This is a genomic window from Alkalihalobacillus sp. CinArs1 (assembly GCF_947387515.1).
GTDB lineage: Bacteria > Bacillota > Bacilli > Bacillales > Guptibacillaceae > Guptibacillus.
Genome location: NZ_CANDOB010000001.1, coordinates 774880 through 797268 on the forward strand (window position 1 = coordinate 774880; position 22389 = coordinate 797268).

At 41.7% G+C, this 22389-nt stretch carries 17 protein-coding genes; 3 read left to right on the plus strand and 14 right to left on the minus strand.

Translation table 11 applies throughout. The features are described from left to right. Window positions 1–5: 5 nt before the first annotated feature. The 7 genes from rbsD to PFZ69_RS04150 form a co-directional block, all read right to left on the minus strand. The gene (rbsD, locus tag PFZ69_RS04120; RefSeq protein WP_270179747.1) at window positions 6–392 is read right to left on the minus strand and encodes a D-ribose pyranase; all 387 of its coding nucleotides are present in this window, start codon (window positions 390–392) and stop codon (window positions 6–8) included. Next, window positions 389–1279, minus strand: a complete 891-nt coding sequence (gene rbsK / locus PFZ69_RS04125; RefSeq protein ID WP_270179748.1) for a ribokinase — start codon at window positions 1277–1279, stop codon at window positions 389–391. The genes rbsD and rbsK overlap by 4 nt, the downstream gene beginning before the upstream one ends. 6 nt (window positions 1280–1285) lie before the next feature. Then, the gene (locus tag PFZ69_RS04130; RefSeq protein ID WP_270179749.1) at window positions 1286–2263 is read right to left on the minus strand and encodes a LacI family DNA-binding transcriptional regulator; all 978 of its coding nucleotides are present in this window, start codon (window positions 2261–2263) and stop codon (window positions 1286–1288) included. A gap of 117 nt (window positions 2264–2380) precedes the next feature. Next, window positions 2381–3241, minus strand: a complete 861-nt coding sequence (locus PFZ69_RS04135; RefSeq protein WP_270179750.1) for a hypothetical protein — start codon at window positions 3239–3241, stop codon at window positions 2381–2383. A gap of 62 nt (window positions 3242–3303) precedes the next feature. Continuing rightward, window positions 3304–3459 (minus strand): hypothetical protein, encoded by a 156-nt coding sequence (locus PFZ69_RS04140; RefSeq protein ID WP_270179751.1) that lies wholly within the window; start codon window positions 3457–3459, stop codon window positions 3304–3306. Window positions 3460–3601: 142 nt separating this feature from the next. Beyond that, window positions 3602–6001: an MMPL family transporter gene (locus tag PFZ69_RS04145; protein WP_270179752.1), complete on the minus strand. Its 2400-nt coding sequence runs from the start codon at window positions 5999–6001 to the stop codon at window positions 3602–3604. Then, window positions 5998–6450 carry a MarR family winged helix-turn-helix transcriptional regulator gene (locus tag PFZ69_RS04150; protein WP_270179753.1) on the minus strand — a complete coding sequence of 151 codons (453 nt, stop codon included), beginning with the start codon at window positions 6448–6450 and terminating at the stop codon, window positions 5998–6000. The genes PFZ69_RS04145 and PFZ69_RS04150 overlap by 4 nt, the downstream gene beginning before the upstream one ends. Before the next feature lie 157 nt (window positions 6451–6607). Here PFZ69_RS04150 and PFZ69_RS04155 point away from each other — a divergent pair, with 157 nt between their 5' ends. Beyond that, entirely contained in the window at window positions 6608–7102 is a 495-nt protein-coding gene (locus PFZ69_RS04155; protein WP_270179754.1) for a CBO0543 family protein, read from the plus strand. A gap of 68 nt (window positions 7103–7170) precedes the next feature. On the opposite strand, the gene PFZ69_RS04160 is transcribed toward PFZ69_RS04155, so the two are convergent. The 6 genes from PFZ69_RS04160 to PFZ69_RS04185 all read right to left on the minus strand — a co-directional run bounded on the left by PFZ69_RS04160 (window position 7171) and on the right by PFZ69_RS04185 (window position 15730). After that, complete coding sequence (locus PFZ69_RS04160; RefSeq protein ID WP_270179755.1) at window positions 7171–8031, minus strand: AraC family transcriptional regulator; 861 nt, start codon at window positions 8029–8031, stop codon at window positions 7171–7173. Between the two features lie 91 nt (window positions 8032–8122). Then, window positions 8123–10612 (minus strand): heavy metal translocating P-type ATPase, encoded by a 2490-nt coding sequence (locus tag PFZ69_RS04165; protein ID WP_270179756.1) that lies wholly within the window; start codon window positions 10610–10612, stop codon window positions 8123–8125. Between the two features lie 27 nt (window positions 10613–10639). Continuing rightward, the gene (locus PFZ69_RS04170) at window positions 10640–11008 is read right to left on the minus strand and encodes an ArsR/SmtB family transcription factor (protein ID WP_270179757.1); all 369 of its coding nucleotides are present in this window, start codon (window positions 11006–11008) and stop codon (window positions 10640–10642) included. 121 nt (window positions 11009–11129) lie between these two features. After that, on the minus strand, window positions 11130–13196 hold the full coding sequence (locus tag PFZ69_RS04175; RefSeq protein WP_270179758.1) for a right-handed parallel beta-helix repeat-containing protein: 2067 nt from the start codon (window positions 13194–13196) through the stop codon (window positions 11130–11132). A gap of 218 nt (window positions 13197–13414) precedes the next feature. Beyond that, the gene (locus tag PFZ69_RS04180; protein WP_270179759.1) at window positions 13415–14395 is read right to left on the minus strand and encodes an ornithine cyclodeaminase family protein; all 981 of its coding nucleotides are present in this window, start codon (window positions 14393–14395) and stop codon (window positions 13415–13417) included. Window positions 14396–14425: 30 nt separating this feature from the next. Further along, entirely contained in the window at window positions 14426–15730 is a 1305-nt protein-coding gene (locus PFZ69_RS04185) for an MFS transporter (protein WP_270179760.1), read from the minus strand. 162 nt (window positions 15731–15892) lie between these two features. Between PFZ69_RS04185 and PFZ69_RS04190 the strand changes: the two genes are divergently transcribed. Then, complete coding sequence (locus PFZ69_RS04190) at window positions 15893–16414, plus strand: helix-turn-helix domain-containing protein (protein ID WP_270179761.1); 522 nt, start codon at window positions 15893–15895, stop codon at window positions 16412–16414. A gap of 80 nt (window positions 16415–16494) precedes the next feature. Here the strand turns inward: PFZ69_RS04190 and PFZ69_RS04195 are convergent, their stop codons facing one another. Beyond that, complete coding sequence (locus PFZ69_RS04195) at window positions 16495–19686, minus strand: DEAD/DEAH box helicase (RefSeq protein ID WP_270179762.1); 3192 nt, start codon at window positions 19684–19686, stop codon at window positions 16495–16497. A gap of 308 nt (window positions 19687–19994) precedes the next feature. Here PFZ69_RS04195 and katG point away from each other — a divergent pair, with 308 nt between their 5' ends. Next, window positions 19995–22241, plus strand: coding sequence for a catalase/peroxidase HPI (katG, locus tag PFZ69_RS04200; protein ID WP_270179763.1), 2247 nt, complete (start codon window positions 19995–19997; stop codon window positions 22239–22241). Window positions 22242–22389: the final 148 nt, after the last annotated feature.

The window sequence follows — 22389 nt, forward strand, 5'->3', positions numbered from 1 at the left end:
CCTTTTTAAAAGATTACTCCTGCATGGAGAATGCAGTTGGCAAACGGCGTAACTTCTCCTGTTCGAATAACAGCTTTTGCCCTATTGGTCTGTTCCTTCAAAGATTCGTGAGATGTGTAATCAACCTCTTCAAAGAGAGACGACATCTCATCATACACGCGCTCGTTACGTTTCACTTCATCAGCGAGCGTTACTTTTTCAACGACCATTTCTTCTTTCAATAGTTGTACAACATCAAGAAAAGAGGGCACTCCTTCTTTTAGAGACAGGTCGATCTTCTGGACATGATTCGGTACTGGAAGTCCTGCATCTGCCACAACGATGGTATCTGTGTGACCGAGGTCAGCGAGTAGTTTTGTGATGTGACTGTTTAACATTCCATTTCGCTTCATTCTGATAGCCTCCGTTCTACTTCTTCACGAGTAGGCATTCCGCCCTGTGCTCCAAATCCTGTTACAGAAAGGGATGCAGCACGATTTGCGAATCGAATACTTTCTTGCATCTCTTTTGATTCGGCAACCGCAACACCGAACGCTGCGTTGAACGTATCTCCAGCCCCAGTCGTATCAACGACTTCAACCTTAAACGAAGGAACAAGAACTTCTTTTTCCCCATCAAAATAGCGAACCCCTTGCTCTCCCTCTGTAATCAATACCTTGTTTGGGAATGCTTTTAGAGCTTCTTTTGGAGGTAGTCCGTTAAATAACACGGCGGATTCATGTTCATTCGGTGTAAGATATGTTGCTAAATCCACTACTTCATTTGAGATCTCTCTTGCTGGTGCTGGGTTTAGCAACAAAGGAACGTTCATCTCGCTGCAACGTTTTGCTGCATAAGCTACCGTTTCTTCTGGAACTTCTTGTTGAATCATCACGAGGTCACACGTTTGTAGAAAGGAACTCATTCGTTCAACATAATCAGGTGTAACGTAATCGTTCGCACCCTTCACGACTACGATACTGTTATCACCTTCTGCTAGGATGATGTGAGCTGTTCCAGACTCTATACCTGTAACCGGTTCCACATACTCGGTACGAACCCCATTCTTTTTAAAATTTGCTATAATCTCCTCACCGTACGAATCATCTCCAACGCGCCCGATCATATAGACTTCTGCACCAAGTCGGGCAGCTGCAACAGCCTGGTTAGCACCTTTTCCACCTGGTACAGTTTTAAACGATTCACCGAGTACCGTTTCACCAGCGCCTGGGCGCTTTTTTGAAGTTACGACGAGGTCCATTGAAGAACTGCCGATAACGGCGATTTTTGCTTTATTCATACCCTTTCATCCCTTTCGCGTTGTGTTTCGTTCGATTAGTTCTACTGGAAGTTGAATCGAACGTTCGACTTCCTGCTCTTTTCTTATTATATTGATCAATAGTTTAGCTGCCTGTTTTCCCATTTCATACGCTGGCTGTCTGATCGTCGAGAGCGTTGGATACGAAAGACTGCTTTGAGGTATATCATCATAACCGATAATCTGCACGTCTTCAGGAATTTGTTTCCCTAATCTTAACGCTTCATGAAGAATCGCAATTCCAACAATATCGTTACTCGCGATAACAGCATCTGTATCGGCATATTTATCAAAAAGCTCTTCTGCCCACCCTCTTGCATCTTCGAAAGAGTAGGATGTTGTCGACATAACTGAAAAATCGACCTCTTCTTGACTAAGATACTCAATCGCCCCGCGAAACCGATCTTGGGCTGGCTTGATATGAGAAGGTCCCTTCATTACGGTGATACGTTTTGCTCCCTTTTCTACTAAAGCTTTTGCCGCAATACGACCGCCTTCTCTTCCATCCGCATAAACAGCAGGGTAGTCCTCTGAAGTCCGGTCTAACAAAACTAAAGGAAGAGCTAGTGCTTCATAAAGCTCGTGATCAAGATAATTCGTTGCAGAAATCATTCCAACGACATTATTCTGCGCAAATGTTTGTATATAATCTAATTCTTTTTGTATACTTTCATCGCTATTACCAAGTAATAACCGATACCCTGCACGGTTCACTTCATCCTCCACACCTCTTGCTAGCTGTGGGAAAAATGGGTTGGTTATATCAGGAAGCAGCAACCCGATCAATCTGGATTCGCGTTTATAGAGAGAACGTGCCACTTCATTCGGGCTATATTTCAATTTCGTGATCGCTTTCATCACTTTTTCTCTCGTTTCGGACCCCACGTATCCATTATCATTTAATACACGGGAAACCGTTGCGACTGAAACGCCCGCTTCTTGTGCAACATCTTTTATCGTAACCACGTTCTTCACTCCCTGATCCCTTTATGTGTAACCGGTTACACATAAAGTAACATATTATTGGAACCGCTTGCAATCTTTTTTTACCTATTTCTCTAAGTTGTTACAAGCTCACTCCACTTATACGCTCTTCATTACCATCACGTCTTCAGTTAACTTCATATAACCGTCTCTAGCAAACGCTTCTGGTAAAAATGCTGTTGTAATGCTCAATGTGTTAGCTCCACGACGAGAACTTTCTAGCTCAATTGACGACATCACGTCTTCGAATACGTCCATCAAGTCATTACGTAAAGACATTGCAATAACCTCGGCATAGTTTGTATCCTTTCTGATGGCAACTCCAGCGTATCCTCCACGTTCGCCGTTCATTCTATATTCGATCCCATAGTCAAAGTTTACTGAACTGTAGTACTGTCTCATCATTTCAATTTCTGCATCTGAAGTATTACGATTAAAGCGGCGCTCTAAATCTTCCCATTTATCGAATTGAAATCCTTGCTCAACACGATAAGGAATCAAATCGCTTTGCTTTGTTGCAATCCCATCTAAGCTTGTTCCAACAATCGGAGAGGCATTCATCACTTCAAACCCTTTAGATAAGAAGAAATCAATCGGTTTCTTCCACTGACTACGAAAACGCTGTGCGAATTTTTCAGCACCAAATTCTTCACTTACTGCAAAACCGTAGACACGATCATATAACTCGTCTTGGACGGCACCTTCATACCCTTCAAGTACCCATGGATAACCGAGCGAGACGAACTCTCGGCTTCCAGTAAAACTCATATATCCGACTAACGTATCGCCATCATAAGCAAATGCACGAGACTTCGGATGAAATTGCTCCTGAGTGACAAACTGACTCGGTGAAATCGTTGGCTTCCATGCATAAGGAAGATCTGAAGTTACTTTTTTCCAAAAATCATACTGCAACGTTAAATCTTCAGGGCCTTCGTAATAGCGGTATCTTATACTCAATACGTTCACTCTCCTCATTAACATGATTCATGATAACTTCCAAAACATACAATCGTCTTTGACTATAGATTGTTCTTATCCATCCGTTCTTTTATATCTTCTAACAAACCATTTTGTTTTTGCAGCTGATTTGTAATCTTCTCTGATGCGTTCGTAATGGTTTTGGTAATGGACCATAAGAAGATGATCATCACGATGAGTATCCCTAAACCTTCCATACTTTCCACCTATTTTCTGTTGAATATTTGCTAATCCCTACTACCAAGTATTTCAAAAGGCTGTCCTGACCGCAATAGCAATTGTGTATTATAGCTTTCACATAGAAAAATCCCGCCCAATTGCATTGGACGGGATTTCTATTTAGTTACGTTTTTTATCGTGAAACGGCCACCAAACGCCATTGTTGAATGACACGGTAACAGCTGGAATGAGTAATGGCAGAACAATGAGACCATATAACAATAATCCAGTGATTACAATGGTAGCAATCTGCACGAGACTCAAGACTCCTGAAGGAATCATCGCTGCAAACGTCCCAGCTAGAATAATCGCAGCTGTAATAATAACGGTACCCATCTTAGACATCGATACTTTGATCGCATCTACAACAGATAAGCCGTTTGCTGATTCTTCACGGAATCGATCTAATAGAAAGATCGAATAGTCGACACCAAGTGCGATCAGCATCACGAATCCAAAGAACGGTACAGCCCAGCTAATTCCGTCGTAGCCAAGTCCATTCACAAAAATCCATTCTGCAACTGCCACTGATGTAAAATAGGTGAGTAAAAGCGAACCAATCATATAGAGCGGCATGATAAAGGATCTAAAGATAATCGCTAATGCTACAAATAAACTGATTAACATGATCGTTACCGTTTGGGTAAAATCGCTGTTAGAAATGTCGCTCAAATCACGGTTAATACTCGATACACCGCCTATCGCAACCTCAGCATCTTCTAGCGGCGTTTCCTTGATCACGCGATCCGTCGTTTCTGAAATACGATCAACCGTATCGATCGCTTCTGGTGAGTAAGGGTTATCCGATAAGATGACTTCTATCTTCGTTCCCGTTTCCTCACCAAATGCATATCGGTCGATCACTTGTGCAAACTCCTCGTTTTCGAGAGTGCCTTCTGGAATATATAACCCCGTATCACGAATCGTTTGGCTCTCACTCATTCCCTGAAGCTGATCGCCAGCAGTGTGTAACCCTTCAGAAATTTGATTTAATCCTTCTAAAGGATTTTGTTGCGGCGCGTTAGGCGGCGTCTGAGCTTGGGCAGCTTGATTTAGCCCTTGGACGGCACCGTCCAATCCATCAGCTGCCTGGTTTACGCCTTCTGCAACTCTACCAATCTGGTAATCTGCATAAAGCTCATCGATGACCTCACCTGCAGGTCTTGTGATCGAACGGACGCTATCCACTCCTTCAATCTTTACAAGTTCAGCACTAAGTTTCTCTACATAAGGAACAGCGTTCTCTGTCACTAGTTTTTCATCACTAGAAAGTAAAACTTGTACTGGCAATGAATCTCCTTGACCGAACCCATCTTCAATAGCCCGCAGGCCCTTAACAGACTCATAGCTATTTCCTACTTCATCAACTGTATTGAACGATAAGGCATCATCGTACGTGAACAATAGTGGAACTGTGATGACTCCAACAACAACCATCGAAAGAAGTGGGCGATTAACAGAAAGCTTACTCATCCATCCCCAAAGCTTGCTATCGTTATGGGATACAGATTTCTTTGATGGCCAGAATAGTTTTTCTTTTAGCGTTGCCATGAAGAATGGCATAACGGTGCTCAGTACAAGAAGCAAGACTGCAATCCCTACTGCTACCGCTACCGCTGACTTAAAGATAGGAAAGTCTGCAAATCCGATCGCAAAGAACCCGATAAACACAGCGAGACCACTTATATAGAGTGTTCTTCCAGCTGTTTTGTAAGTGCGGACGATCGCATCGTTGATCGGCTGTCCTGCTCCAAGTTCTTCTTTAAACCTGCTCAGTAGCAAGATACAGTAATCTGTCCCTATTCCAAAGAGAATGGCGACAAGGAAAATTTGCGTGTAGTTCGATACAGGAAAACCGAACCAATCGATAAAAAATGCTACGATCGACTGACTCAGCAAATACGTAATCCCAACAGCCATAAGTGGGATGATCGGTGTCACAAGTGACCGGAATACAGCTAGAAGTAATGCAAAGATAAGAACGACTGTAATGATTTCCGTCCGTTTTAACCCTTCCTGTGCACTCAAGTTCACATCATGATTGATGATCGCTTCTCCAGTGAGGTAAACAGACTCTTGCTCTTTTACAATATCTGCTCTTATCGTATCAGCGAGCTCGACCACATCTTCTTGTGAGCCATCGACAGTGATGGGAACGAGAACAGTTCTTTTGTCTTCTGAAACCAGCTGTGCTTCAAGTTCTTCACTTCCAAAAGGTGCCAAAACAGAACTGATCGGATCCCCTAGATCTTGAATTTCTTTTACAGTAGATGAAATCTCTTCCCTTAAGGAGTCATCTATCGTTTTCTCAAACGAATACACTAACGAAATGGTTTCCTCTCCCGCTCCTGCATCATTCAGAATTTCAGCCGCTCGTATTGAGGCAGCATCATCAGGGAGCTGAAATGTTCCCGCTTCTTCTGCCTGCTTTGTTAAATTTGGAGCTAAAACATACAATAGAACCGTAACGATTAACAGTCCGATCGTAATGGGCCATTTCAATTTGATGATCGCATTCATCCTCTTTCCCCCTCTAACTTCAATATCGACTTAATCTTACGGAACATAATTAAGAAATTGTCTAGCTCCTCATCTTTTACATGGTTTGCGAACAGATCATGAATGTAGGCGTACACAGCTTGATCTGATTCTTTCAAAACTTCTGTACCTTTTTCAGTTAAATCAACGAGTTTCGTTCGCTGATCTTGTTCTGACTTAACGATTTTGATCAAAGCTTTTTCTTCAAGTTTCTTCAAACGATTCGAAATCGCACTTTTATGTACCCCTTGAAGTTCAGCTATGACACCTGCAGTTAGAGCACCGTTTTTACTTATAAGCTTGAGTACTTGGATCTGCTCGAGAGAATACTCCTGCCAAACGTCGGCTTCGACATTTTTCAAAACCCTTTCAGTTCCAAACACCATCACATCTTCAAAGAGTTCAACTGCTTCTATTAACCGCTCATCCAATTTAGTTCACCCCCTAAACTACATTACTCCATATAGTTTAGGGGGTGAACTATATGAATGTCAAGTGCTTTCATTTTTGGAAAAAAGGAAATCTCTTGTATCTATCGCACTCTTATTGACCAATCTAGCAATGACGCACACTTTAGGAGAAGATGTAATGAATTTATTCCTTGTTGCCCTTGTCTTTCTATTCGCCATCTTAAAAGGGGATTGGAAGAACTGGGAGTCATACTATCCATCAATGTTGTATATTTCCTTAGCTTCGTTCTTATATGAATTTATTTCTCATAGTCATTTTCACCTTTGGGAACTTCACAAAGATCATTTCTTTAATTTGATGAACGTTCACTTCGTCCATAACTTGATCATTAATCCATTGGTAGCATTTGTGTTCTTATCTCATTATCCATCAGGTATCAAAAAACAAGTACTTTATACACTCAAATGGATTGTAATCTTTGGACTAATCGAATGGATCGGTACAAAGATGGATGTTATTTCATATCACAACGGTTGGCATTTCGGATGGTCGATCCTATTTGTGATGGTAATGTTCCCAATGGTCCGTCTTCATCATATTCATAAGCTAGCAGCGCTAGTACTTTCTTGTCTCATGACATTTCTATACTTGTTAACCTTTAACTACCTGTAAATGAAAATGAGAGCTTTCCAGCTATAGGAAAGCTCTCATCTATAAGTTCACGTTCTTTCATAGTTCTTTTATTTAACCGGTATCCAAATTTCTGAATAGTAATCTTCGCTATTCGGGTTCCCTTCCGCATATACTTCGAGCTCTGGTCCACCAGCATTTTCGTACCCGTTCGATGGGAACCATTCTGAATAGATTTTCTTCCAGGCATTCTGCATTGCGTGAGGCATCGCACCGTGAACACTAAAAATCGCCCATCGACTCTTCGGTATGTGAAGAGTCTCCATATTCTCTGCACTGTTCCCTTCATGTGCAACAGCAATCCAATACTCCATTTGTTCGGACTTTTGATCGTTTTTGCTCACACAAATCCCCAGCATGCCTTTGACATGACCATCATTTTTCTTTAAAAGGGATTGATCGGTACCATCTGAGTTCACTTCTTCCCACATTTTTGGTATAAGTGTGAGATTCTCTCCGTTTACACAAGACATGTCTTTCTTCATACCAACAACTTGAAACGCGTCTTTTTCAACAATATCGTACTGCATTGGTTCCGCTCCTTTCAGACTCACCTGGATAACCAGGCGGTTATAAGCTGTTATCTTTCCGGTCACTTTTCGTGCTTCACTTGGAGACACCCCATGCTGTTTACGAAAGGCTTTTGAGAAAGACTCGGGAGTATCGTAGCCGTACTTATAAGCGAGGTCGATGATCTTAACGTCACTACTTTTTAATTCCTGAGCGACCAACGTTAACCTTCTTCTACGCAAATATTCTGCTAAGGTGGTCCCGGTTAAAATCGTGAAGGCTCGTTGAAAATGAAATGGAGAGAGATACGCAGCTGCAGCTATATCTCGTACCGTTATCTCTTCCAACAAATGATCCTCCATAAAATCAATAGCTTTTTGCATCGACTCGATTAACGTCACATCACTCACTCCCTTACTCATACTTTAGCAATACCTTATCATAAAAACCTGTCATTCCATGCTTTGAAATGACAGGTTTTATAGAAGAGTTTTATTCTTTTTTTAACAACCGCATGCTGTTTAAAATGACGAGTAACGCAGCACCTGTGTCACTTAACACTGCCATCCACAGGGTTAAGAAACCAGGGAAAATGAGCAGGAGCGCCGCCACTTTCGTCACTAATGAAAACCAAATATTTTGCTTAATAATCTTCAGTGCTCTGCGGCTCAAATTTATCGTATAAGGGAGTTTCTCCAAATTATCGGCCATCAATACGATGTCAGCTGTTTCCATCGCCGTGTCTGTTCCAGCGCCGCCCATCGCGATACCTAGATCGGATGTCGCAAGAGCAGGGGCATCATTGATACCATCTCCAACCATCGCCACACGTTTCCCTTCATTTTGCAGAGCTTTAATGGATGTTACTTTTCCTTCAGGCAGTAATTCTGCGAAATACCGATCGACTCCGGTTTCGCTTGCAATTTTCTTAGCTGTGCCAGAATTATCCCCGGTTAGCATGACGATTTCTTCCAAACCGACTTCTTTTAACTTCTGTATCGAACGAACGGTGATGTCACGAATCGTATCCGCCACAGCGATCACACCTAAAACGTCCGTTTCGTTTCCAACTACAACAAGCGTGTTGCCATCTCTTTGTAACGTTTCGATATCATAGTCATCCAACAAAACGTTCATTTCAGCGAATAACTTCGGATTACCCGCAAAATAATCGATTCCGTTAATCGTCGCTTGTGCGCCTTTCCCTGGAATAGCTTTAAAAGAAGTCCCCTCTTTAATCGATATATCTCGCTCTTTTGCATACGTAATGATTGCCTGAGCAATGGGATGAGTGGAATGTTCTTCAATCGTTCTTGCGATACTGAGAAGCTCTTCAGTATTTGCGTCATGCGAAAGAACCTGCGTCACTTTTGGTTTTCCTTCTGTAAGAGTCCCCGTCTTATCAAATGCCATCGCTTTGATCGCTCCGGCTTTTTCTAAGAACGTGCCTCCCTTGATCAAGACACCGTTATTCGCTGCGTTCCCAATTGCAGATACGATTGCAACGGGTGTAGAGATAACGAGAGCACACGGACAAGCTACGACTAACAACGCGAGGCCTTTATAGAGCCATTCTCCCCACGCTCCAAATCCTAGTAATGGTGGAACGACCATGACGAGGAGAGCGAGTATAAACACGATCGGGGTATAGACTTTTGCGAAGCGATCAACGAATGCTTGAGTTGGCGCTTTTTTCTCTTGTGCCTCTTCTACAAGGTGGACAATCTTCGCTATCGTAGTATCTTCAACGTATTTTGTTACGCGTACCTCAAGAGAGCCGCTCTCATTAACGGTACCTGCATATACCGTATCACCTTTATGTTTGTCGACAGGTAACGACTCACCTGTTATCGCAGCTTGATTGATACTAGATGTGCCAGTTAATACTTCACCATCAAGAGGGATCTTGTCACCTGGTTTCACGATGATCACATCGTTGATGTTCACTTCCTCAACCGGTTTTCGGATGTGCTGATCACCTATTTTAACCGTTGCTTCAGAAGGTGATAGGTTGATGAGGCTCCGTATCGAATCTCTTGTACGCTCGATCGACCTGTTTTGCAATTTGTTTCCTAGTGCAAAGAGCCAGACGACTGTTGCCCCTTCGAACCATTCACCGATTAGTGCTGCTCCAATTGCTGCTGAAGCCATGAGAACGTTCATATCGAGTGAACCACTTTTAATCGCATAATAAGCACTTTTTGCAGGCTTGAATCCTCCAACAATGATGGCCACTGCATACAATGCTGCAATGATGTCAGCGTTCAAACTCGTAAATGACCCTATAAATCCAAGAGCGAGAAAGATTCCAGATAGTGTTGTAACAGGAACGTTTCTTTTCTTCTTCTGTTGTTGTTCACTTGAAGATTGTAACGAAGCTGTAAAACCTGCTCGTTCTACTTCTTTTATAACCTCTTTTTGATTTGTCGTATGATCGACCTGCATGTTCCCTGTAGAGAAGTTTACCTTTACAGTATGTATATTAGGATTTTTGGCAAGGTGTTTTTCAATCGTCATCGCACAAGAACCACAGTCCATTCCTTCTACCTTGTAGGTCTGCATGTTTTTCGGTTTATGCAGTGGCTCTGCTTCAAAACCGAGTTTGCGAACATGACTCGGAATCTCCTGATAAATAGAAGAAGACTCGGCACCTACAGCCATTTTTCCTGTACCATATGAAACTTGAACAGTACGAATTCCTTTTGTCTTTCGTAACCCTTTTTCAATCGTGAGGGCACAGGAAGGACAGTCCATGCCGATCACCTTGTACTGTACGGTATCTTGCTCTTTTTGATTCTGAACTTCCTTCTCAACTGAATCACAGCAGCTCGAAACCGATTCAGTTTCTTTACTACTCTCATTCGTACAGCATGTCGACAAAGATGCAATGTCGTTATTGGAAGAACAACAACTCGCTTCAGTTATCTCAATAACGTCTGAATCACCTGAACAACAGCTTGAATGGGTTTTTCGCTCACTCATCTCTCCACCTCCAATACAAAAAAAGATCTAAGAATGCTTTGCATGTGTCATCGCAATCGAAACCAACTGATGCACATGATCATCTGCTAAAGAGTAGAATACTAGTTTCCCTTCTTTCCGGTATTTGGCTAACTTCATGTTTCTTAATAACCGTAAATGATGGGATGCCGTGGCTGTCGTAGAACCAATAATATTTGCAACATCGCACACACAAAGCTCTTTCTCTAACGTTAGGGCATATGCAATCTTCATTCTCGTAGCATCTGATAGTGCTTTAAAAATCAGCTCGACTCCTACAACCTGTTCAATTTGAGGCTGTACTCGTTGAACGAGTTCTTCATCATAACAAAATGTATCGCACGTCTCTTTATTTCGCTTCAGTACCTTTTCACTCATCTTCTTCACCTTCATTCAAATGATTGTTTGAGTATTTGTTTATAGTTTAGTATTTTCCTCATTTGAAAGCAATAGAAAAACGCTTGAATACGTGTTCAAGCGTTTCTATTAAATATAGGAGTTACCCACAAATCTCTGGTGGATCACTTCTCATACACTCATTCTGTAAAAAGGTGTTATTCTTATCCTCTTCTTTTACATCAAAAGGACTATTCCTAAACAACGTATCTCTGCTCAAGAAATTGTGATTTGCTTCTTTTTCAAGTAAAACACCGTTTCTCTTGTTTAATGAAATTGTGTTATGTTCTACGTTATGAAAATTTGCTTTAATCAACACGCCGCTTTCAGAGTTGAATCGAATGGTATTCCCTGCAACATGATCACCTTCATTTTCAAGTCTTACACCGTTTAACCCATTCGATAAAAGAGTGTTTGCTATGATAGCCCCAGAGCCAAGCCCCGCAATTTCATAAACACCATCATGATTATTTCCTCTTATTTCATTGTTGTATAAAAAGTTAAAACCAGCGTTGTCCACAGTCCCATTCATACCGTTAGAAAAGAAGCGGTTTTGAGTTACAGTGCTACCGACCGTGGTATTCCCTTCAAAGTTTACTCCATTTCCACCATTGGCATAGACACTGTTATCAACGATCCACGTGTTCATCGCTTTAATTCGTATACCATCATCACTTGCATGAGCGATCTCGTTTTTCCATATAAGCGTAGAAAACGCAAGGGAAAGCTCAATACCGCTTCCACTCGTAATGTTCTTAATCTCATTTTCAACGAGCGAAACGCCAATGCCCTTCACGTAGATTCCGGCATCAGTATAATTAACAATCTTGAATCCTTGTATGAGTAGAATACTAGATGATAGGTCGAATCCAACTTTCAATTTGTTTCTTCCATCTAGGGTTACATGGTTCCCTTGTGCGATGATTCGGATACCAGATTTTGAGATTGGCACCGACACTTCTTCATGATACACCCCGTTTTCTACTACAATCGTACTGCCTGGCGAAGCAGCAGTTACGGCCGAAGAAATCGTTTCATAGTCCTGAGGTACATGGATCAAATCGTTTTTCGAGTTGTGTTCTTCTTTTGGGTTGGAAATGTGGTTTAGATGATTTTGGAGGAACGTGTTTTTAGGATTTTCAACAACGAGGTCACTCTTTCGATTACCTTTAAAGTGGTTGCGATAAACAAGGTTTCTCGTAGCACTTTTATTTACTACAAGTCCGTTCATATTCTCAATCAATTTATTCAATTCGATAACGTTTAGCTTACCATCTACATCGACACCATATAACTCATTCCCTATGAAGTCGTTGTCTAGCACGACATTGCCTGGTGTTTTTATCGTTTGCCCGTTCATCTTATTGTTTTCAATTTTGTTTCCTAAAGAGATTGAGCCACCAAGACTCGAAGGCAGTTCAATTCCGTCTTTCTGGTTTTCACTAATCTCGTTATCATAGATAAGATTAAATCCTTCATCTTCTAGAATTCCACTCGCCCTATTATGCTGAATGACGTTCCCAACGATGTGATTCCCTACCGTTTGGATGCGAATTCCATTCCCGCTCTGGCGGATCGCATTATCAACAACCCAAACGTTTTTTGATTGAAGGTTAATTCCATTTTGATACGCATTCGAGATGATATTCTTCCAGATCAAATTAGAAAATGTTCCTTGATCTAATTGGATTCCGTGCCCTTTACTTACTCCATGAATCGTATTCTCGATCAGTTTAACACCGTATACACCTTTTACTTCAATCGCTGCTTTCACGTAATCTTCTATTATAAATCCCTTTATTTCTACGTTATTCGCTATCAACATGAATCCATTTTTCAGCTTCCCTTGTCCATTCAGCATCACCTTGTCTCCATTTGCGATAAAACGAAGGGAAGGTTTATCAGAAGGAACAGTGATACTCTCATAATACGTACCGTTCGAAACGAGGATCACATCACCAGACTTCGCTTTTCTTACAGCTTTCGTAATCGTTGAAAAGTCTTTTGGTACATGTAACGTTCTTTGAGCTGTTTGTCCGTTCGATTGTGAAGATGCACCAGAGCTGTCCGCCATCATCTTTACTAGCTCTGAATGGTAATCTTTCACACTATTCTTCCACTCTTCCAATAGTTTTTGTAAACCTAAAGGTAGATTCTCACTCCCTAACATTCGTGTTCCACACCTTCTTTCAAATTTCGGTTACGCGCCTTATAAGTTATTCTTACTCGATAGAGGCAAATAGCACTTATAGCATGTGTATTACCGATGGGACTCGAATGCTTGTGTGCAGGCCTAGAGTCGGTAACATTTTCTAAAACCCCTTTCTAAAATAAAACACCGCCAACGTGTGTTTGGCGGTGTTCGTACTTTAGACTGACTATTAAATGTTATACTTCTACCTCAAGACCTGCTCCAACCTCTTTAGCTTTTTTATATACACCTTTTGCTACTGATAGGTCAAAATATGCCGCTCCTACTGACTTGAAGAAAGTAATCTCATCATTGGAGCTGCGGCATTTCTTGTCTCTAACTAAATCCTCCAGCTGTGCATAAATATCATCAAAAGTCCATTTGTTACTGGTATGTGCGTGAATTAATTCCCCAGCTTCATTTTTAATTCCTTCCAAATCATCAACTACAATTTTGTTAGAATGTGTGACGAAAAACTCGTCCACTTCTCTCATATGAGGTAGGTAAGACCCAACACCGTTCACATGAGTGCCCGGCTGAACATCCTTTCCTGAAAAAACTGGCTCATTTGAACGAGTAGCACAGCAAATAATATCTGCCCTTTTTACAGCTGAAGAAGTGTCTTCCACTACCTCGAACGGAATCGTAATTCCATGCGATTTCATTTTCTCACCGAATTTATGAGCTTTCTCTTTTGTCCGGTTAACGAGTAAGATCGTTTTAATGTCCCTTACTTCCAAAACTGCGAGTACTTGTTCAAATGCCATAGCACCCGTACCAATAACCGTTAAAACAGAGCTCTCTTCTTTTGCCAAATACTTTGTTGCAATACCACTTAACGCCCCCGTACGTAACCTTGTTAAATAAGATGCATTCATAAGGGCCAGGTGTTCCCCGTTCCTTCCGTCAGAAACTACTATCACCCCTTGTGTAGTAGGTTTTCCTTGTGATGGATTGTCTGGGAAAATCGAAACGATTTTAACAGATGATAGTTCACCAACTAAATCCGCACTAGGCATATACAAAGCAGATGCTTCATGCTTAGGGATATCTAGAACTGTACGATGCGGATTTTGAATGGTTCCTTTTTCTTTCGTCTCTAACATTGATGAGATATCCTGAATTGCATCACGCATACTATATAATTCTTTTATTTCTTTCTCATTTAAAATAAGCAAAACGAGTGCCTCCTAAAGCGAGTAATTCTATTAGATGTGACTCTGATTCATCGAAAATTTTCTCTCTTTTTGCAAGTTCCCTTTTCCTTTTATTGCGAGAATAGCGATTAATGAAACGAGAGCCGTAAAAATAATGTAAAGTGCGACAGGTACATATGAATCACTAAAACGTGCTAGTAGTGCAGTCGCAACTAATGGGGCAGTTCCTCCAGCGAGTGCAGCCCCAATCTGATAACCTAAGGAAATACCGGTGTAACGAACTTTGGCATCAAATATTTCTGAAAATAAGGTTCCTAGAACTGCCGTAATTGGTGACCAAATGATCCCCAAACCAATAACTGTCGCGATTACTAATAAAACCACCGAGCCTTGTTGGATCATCCAGAAATACGGAAATGAAAAGAGAGCCATGGCTACTGCACCAATTATGTATAATTTCTTACGCCCCACTGTATCAGATAGATTCCCCATAAAAGGGATTAGAAGTGTCGTTACTACTGTAGCAACCATGACTGAAGCCAAAATGGATGTTCTTGAAAAGCCCAAATTCACTGTCCCATATGAAACGATAAACGTACTAAAAATATAGAATGGCGCAGTCTCTACGAATTTAGCGCCAATTGCAATCAGCACTTCACGCCAATGATATTTAAGCGTGTCAGCGATGGGCAATTTGGGGATATTTCCAGACTCTTGTACTTTTTTAAACTCCGGCGTTTCGTCGATTCCTTTCCTGATCCACAAACCAAAAATAACGAGTAACGCACTTAGAATGAAAGGTACCCTCCAACCCCATGTCATGAATGAGCCTTCAGGCAGTAATGTCATAATCCACAGTGCGATGGTTCCCATCAACATCCCGATGGTAACTCCCATTTGAGGAATACTACCAAACAAACCACGCTTTTCTTTAGGAGAATATTCAACAGCTAGTAATAGTGCTCCACCCCATTCTCCACCGATTCCAAGTCCTTGAACCAAGCGAAGTGTGATTAATAAGATAGGAGCCCATATGCCAATAGCTTGGTATGTTGGTAACAATCCCATACCAAACGTAGCAACTCCCATTAAACTCAATGTCAATACTAGTGTTTTCTTTCTTCCAATCCGATCTCCAATATGACTAAAAACCACACCACCGAAAGGTCTAATAAAGAATGCTAACGCGAATGATGCATAAGCCAACAACAGCCCAACAGTTGGATCTTCATTAACGAAAAATAGTTGATTAAATACTAATGCCGCTACGGTGCCGTATAGAAAATAATCGAACCACTCAATAGAGCTCCCTACTAAGCTTGCTATTAGTATTTTCCGAGTTTGCTTCTTATCCAATCGACATCCTCCTTAAAAATATTGAAGTGTCACTTCAATTTCATAAACAACATACTACACAAATAAGAATTTTCTGTCAATGGAAGCCTTTTCTTCACAATTATACTAATGTAAGATAATAATTAATGATTTACTAGCGATGTTAATGAGTGAGGAATGCATATGTCAGAGGATTCAATCGGAGTTACACTAAAAAAGTTAAGAAAACAACAGAAATTAACGTTAAAAGAATTAGCAAACATTACTGGAGTATCAATAAGCTTTTTATCACAGGTGGAGAGAGGAAAGTCGAGTGTAACGTTAGAGTCTTTGAAAAAGATCGCTGATGCGTTGCATGTCAATCCAGGAGTATTCTTTGGAGAAGACCGTTCTGATCAACCAAACGAAATTTCTAAGCCGTTTTATTACAAAAACTTATCAAATGGCATTGAAGATGCTGTTTTCACTCCTATATTGGTAACGTTACAGCCCGGTGAAAGTGAAGGTAACGCTTTTTCTCATGATGGACATGAGTTTTTATTCGTGGTGAAAGGTACATTAACTGTCGAAATTGAAGATAGACTTCACAGTATCCAAGAACAAGAAACCATATTTTTTGATGCTAACAAGAAGCATTATTGGTATAACTATACGGACTCCATCGTACAGTTTTTACTTATCTCCTCTAAAACAAAAACAATTTAGAAAGTTTATGATAGAAATCCCCCATCCAATAGATGGGGGATTTTCTATATTTAAATGGCCCTCTAGTGCTTACCCCTTATTTACTCCAAAAATATCTCACGTATATCATCTTCCGTTAACCTCGTTCGCTCATGCTCACCTGGATTAATAATGTCTGCAATCATCTCTCTTTTCTTCTCTTGAAGATCATTCATCTTCTCTTCGATCGTTCCTCGCGCTACGAGTTTGATGACATTGACTACTTTGTCCTGCCCCATGCGGTGAGTTCTGTCAGCAGCTTGTTCTTCAACTGCAGGATTCCACCAGAGATCGTAGAGGACGACGGTGTCCGCTCCTGTTAAGTTGAGCCCGGTTCCTCCTGCTTTTAATGAAATGAGAAACAGTTCTCTTTCACCTGCGTTAAATCGCTGACACGTTTCCAACCGTGATTCAGAGGGTGTTTCTCCATCAAGATAGAAATAAGTATGTCCGCGCTTCGTGAGTTCTTTTCCGATTAGCTTCAGCATTTGAGTAAACTGTGAGAAGATCAATACTCTCCTACCTGATACACGAGATTCTTCGATGATTTGTAGAAGCTGTTCAAACTTAGCTGAACTCCCTTTGTATCCATCAACAAAAAGGGCGGGGTGACAGCAAATTTGTCGCAATCGTGTTAAACCGGCTAAGATTTTTATACGATTTTTCCGTATCGTATCTCGGTCAAGATGCTTCAATGTATCCGTTCTAAGCTTCGCTAAATAACCAGCATAAAGCTTCTTTTGTTCAGGTAAAAGCTCCGATGATTCTAAAGACTCCATCTTGCCAGGCAGTTCAGCAAGAACATCTCCCTTCATTCTCCGCAGCAAGAACGGCCGTACTCGTCTTGCGATGGTTTTCCTCGTCAGGTGACTATAATCATTGAGACCACCAAATAATTGCGGGAATACCACGTGATAAATCGCCCAAAGCTCTTCGATCGAATTCTCTACAGGAGTCCCTGTTAGTCCGAAGCGCTGATCTGCTCTGATCATTTTCACCGCACGTGCTGTTTGTGTGGAGGGATTCTTGAATGCTTGCGCTTCGTCAAAGAAAACCGTGTGAAAGGCTTGGTCGCTATACCATTTCCTATCTCTCCGAAGAAGAGGATAAGAGGTGATTAAGACATCCGCTTCATTACAGTCTTTCTGTAATTTCTCTCGATTGGCTTTCGTTCCATCGATGACGACAGAATGGACGCCAGGTGCGAACTTCTTCATCTCATGTAACCAATTATACGTAAGTGAAGAAGGGCAAACGATTAAAATCGGCTTCTTGCTTTCTCGAATCGATGATAACTCAGATACAATGTAAGTGATGCTTTGCAGTGTTTTCCCAAGTCCCATATCATCAGCAAGCACGCCTCCGAAACCATAGCTCGCGAGGGTTTTCATCCATTTGTACCCTGTGATTTGATAGTCCCGCAAAATATGCTGTAAATCTTGTGGCACTTCAACATCTATCTGCTCAGGGCGATACATCCCATCAAGAAATTTCTTAAATGACTCCTCTGCTTTCACCATATCCCCTAGCGAATCGAGTACATAGAGACCTTTCTCTACAGGGAGGTTTAAGGTTGTCTCAAACGCTTCATCTTGAGGTGGGACGGTGGTTAGAAAACGATGCATCTCTTCCATTTCGCTCGTTTCAAGTGATAAGAGAGAGCCGTTCTTCAACCGATAATATTTTCGTTTTTCTTCTAACGCCTCTAATATCTCACGCACTTGGTTATCGGATATTCCGTCCATCTCGAACTTAAATTCCAACCAGTTCGTCCGTTCCTTCTTTTTATGCTTCACCCTGATTGTAGGATGATTGCCTTTTCTCACGAGACGATTGCGAACCGCTGTAGTCGCATAGAGTTGAACTTTCTGTTGGAGCTTAGGCACAACATGGTAGAGAAACTCATACTCGAGGGCTTCATTTTGCATATGATACCCTCCGTCTGTTTTCGAAAATCCACTATCATCCATCAATCTGAGAATTTCTTCTTCTTTTTCAAGATCTCGAATAATTGCCTCACCTGTAGGAACATCTCTGCTCTCGAGCGGTTGAATGACGACTCCATCATAGTGAAACTCTAATCCAGCGAGTAACCGATTTTTAAGACGATCTAAATAGAGCTTTGCAACGAGAGGCGTTTTATAAAATCTTTGATTGATCGATTGTGAAAGCTTGACGCTTCCGATCCTTTTTAGATCTGGAACAATATGTTCGAGAAAATGATCGATATGTTTTGCAGGAATCGGAATAACATTCTCATTACTGGATGGAAGCATTTGAGTAAGGTCATATAAACGCTCACAATCTCGCCAATCCAACTGAAATAGTTTTCCGTCGTACAAGATAGAACGGTAGGATCTCAGTATGAGCATTCGTTCCAAACCATTCATAGATAATTGGAAGGTATCCCCTCGTATTTCGTCGAATAGAAAGGTGATGGGTGGCGTTCCGTCAATTATTTGGATGCGCTCAAACCGTTCGCCACCGTATTCAATTTGGACAACTGAACCATCCTTAATAAGCGGTACAACTTTCATCCATGCAGATGGGGGGACAAGGAGCATTTGACTTGTCACCAAGCTTTCTTTCTTACTCTCGATCGATTCAAGAAATGCTTCTTCATCAAGGACGACTTGGATGAGCTGGTGGATGATCGTATCGGCTATTGCTGAGAAGCAATGGACGGACGGATCATACCTAAACATAGAAGAAAGGTCGCTCGCTTTGCCTTGTCTGATGTCCATAAGAAAGCTTCGTACATGATGCACCTTCGTATGGTCGATTGTTAGTTCAATTCCTAGCACGTAATCTCCATTTTCCACTGAAACTGGTTTACAAGTAAACGTCACATCGAGAGTTTTTCTATTTTCGAAAAACCGTTGCTCACCCGTTCTTGTAGGTTTCTCATTGAATAACTTCATAAAATCTTCCGTCACATTTGGTGAAGGATCATCCGTATTCGGTGAAACCCTTCCATCATGAATATCCTTTATCCCAATCAACACAGCTGCAATATGCTGACAGTCCTTTTGAAAGTTCAATAAGGAGGGACAGCTACACTCACCTTTATAACTACCGGAATCATTTACAAGAGTCACTTGAAAATCTTCTGTTCCAGAAACCGTCGCTTTACAATAGTCCGTTTGATAGTCATGAAACGTTACTTTATTTGAGCGATAATAGTCCTCCCCTCTTTTGAAAGAAAGGTTACCGCATCGTTCTTTTATTATTTTATTGCTTAAGGTTATATCCATCAGATCCTCGTCCTTCTTTCAAATGTTGAGGGGCATCATGTATTACACTTGCCGACATGTTACTCTTTGTCTCATTTTATCATAGTGTACTTGCCACTTTTAAACCCTTACCTTCAATAAAAAGACCCTCTTCATTAGAAGCTCAGCACAAATTTAGTTTTATGAAAACCGTGTATTTTCACTAGACTATCAAACTTTTTTAAAAAATAGAGTCGTTTTTCTTTCAAAATAACTATTAATTTATTATAATTATAATCTAAGAAACATTATCACCACATTTTACTCATTTTTTAGGAGGGAAATTACACATGGATAAAAACGAAATGCACGATAGCCAAGCTGCAGCTGGACAATGCCCTGTATCTCACGGCAAGACGAAAGAGGAAAATGCGATCACTACAACACAAGTTGGAACGACTAACAAAGACTGGTGGCCTAACCAACTGAACCTTAATATACTTCATCAGCACGATCGAAAGACGAACCCAATGGGTGATGACTTCGATTACGCAGAAGAATTTGAAAAACTAGACTACTATGCACTGAAGCAAGACCTTCGAGACTTGATGACGACTAGCCAAGACTGGTGGCCAGCTGACTACGGTCATTACGGACCACTCTTTATCCGTATGTCGTGGCATGCTGCCGGTACTTACCGTACAGGCGACGGACGTGGAGGCGGTGGAACGGGTACACAGCGTTTCGCACCACTCAACAGCTGGCCGGATAACGCTAACTTGGATAAAGCGCGACGTTTACTATGGCCGATCAAGCAAAAATACGGAAACAAGATTTCCTGGGCTGACTTACTCGTACTAACGGGTAACGTTGCACTTGAAGACATGGGCTTGAAAACATTTGGTTTCGGAGGCGGACGTGAAGACGTATGGCATCCAGAAGAAGATGTTTATTGGGGAATGGAAAAGGAATGGTTAGCGGATAACCGTTATTCTGGTGACCGCGAACTTGAAAGCCCGCTCGCTGCTGTTCAGATGGGGCTAATCTATGTAAACCCTGAAGGACCTAACGGTAACCCTGATCCTCTTGCAAGTGCACGTGATATTCGTGAAACATTCGCTCGTATGGGGATGAACGATGAGGAAACCGTTGCATTAACGGCCGGCGGTCACACATTCGGTAAAGCACACGGCGCAGGAGATGCAGAAGCACATGTAGGTGCAGCTCCAGAAGCGGCTGACATCGAAGAACAAGGATTAGGATGGAAGAGCACGCACGGTAGTGGGAAAGGACGCGACACCATCACAAGTGGTATTGATGGCGCATGGACTGCGAACCCTACGAAATGGGATAACGGATACTACGATCTACTATTCGGTTATGAATGGGAGCTCACGAAGAGTGCTGCTGGTGCACATCAATGGAAGCCAGTTAACCCGAAAGAAGAACACCTTGCACCAGACGCTGAGGATTCGTCTATCAAAGTGAACACGATGATGACAACTGCTGACATGGCTCTTCGCGAAGACCCAATCTACGAAAAGATCTCTCGTCGTTTCCACCAGGATCCAGAGTATTTCGCAGATGTTTTCGCTCGTGCATGGTTCAAATTGCTTCACCGTGACATGGGTCCAAAAGCAAGATACCTTGGTCCTGAAGTGCCAGAAGAAGATTTGATCTGGCAAGATCCAGTTCCTACAGTTGACTATGAACTAACGAACGCAGAAATCGAAGATCTGAAATCAAAAATTCTAAGCTCTGGATTAACGATTAGTGAGCTTGTTACGACTGCATGGGCTTCCGCTAGCACGTTCCGCGGCTCAGATAACCGCGGTGGCGCAAACGGTGCTCGCATTCGTCTTGAGCCGATGAAGAGTTGGGAAGTAAATGAGCCTGAACAGCTTTCTCGCGTACTATCGATCTATGAAGACATCCAAAACGACCTTGATAAAAAAGTTAGCCTTGCTGACTTGATCGTTCTAGGTGGTTCTGCAGCAGTAGAAAAAGCTGCAAAAGATGCAGGTGTCGACATCACTGTTCCATTCTCTCCTGGACGAGGCGATGCGACCCAAGAACAAACAGATATTGAAAGCTTTGAAGTACTAGAGCCGATGGCAGACGGGTTCCGTAATTACCAGAAGAAAGAATACACGCTAAGCCCTGAAGAACTACTCGTCGATAAAGCACAATTGCTCGGTCTATCTGCTCCTGAGATGACGGTGTTAGTTGGTGGAATGCGAGTATTAGGAACAAACTATAACGATACGAAACATGGCGTATTCACTAACAAAGTCGGAACGCTTTCAAACGATTTCTTTGTAAATCTCCTCGATATGGGTATTGAATGGAAGCCAAGCGGCTTTAACCAATACGAAGGACACGACCGCAAGACTGGTGAGCTTGTAAGAACGGCTTCCCGTGTGGACCTCGTATTTGGTTCAAACTCCGTTCTTCGTGCAATGGTCGAAGTATACGCGCAGGAAGATAACAAAGAGAAATTTGTTCGCGACTTCGTAAATGCTTGGGTTAAGATCATGGACGCTGATCGTTTCGATCTTAAATCAAATAAAAACGTCGTAACATCTCAAAACGCATAATAACTAAGCACCCTACTAGACTATGAATCAAACTGATTCAAAGGCATCCGGTAGGGTGCTTTTTTTGTTGCTTTAACTTCAATAAAACTCATATTACTCCCCACCTGAATACGGTCTTACCCCTCTTCTCATCTTTGGTTATATATGG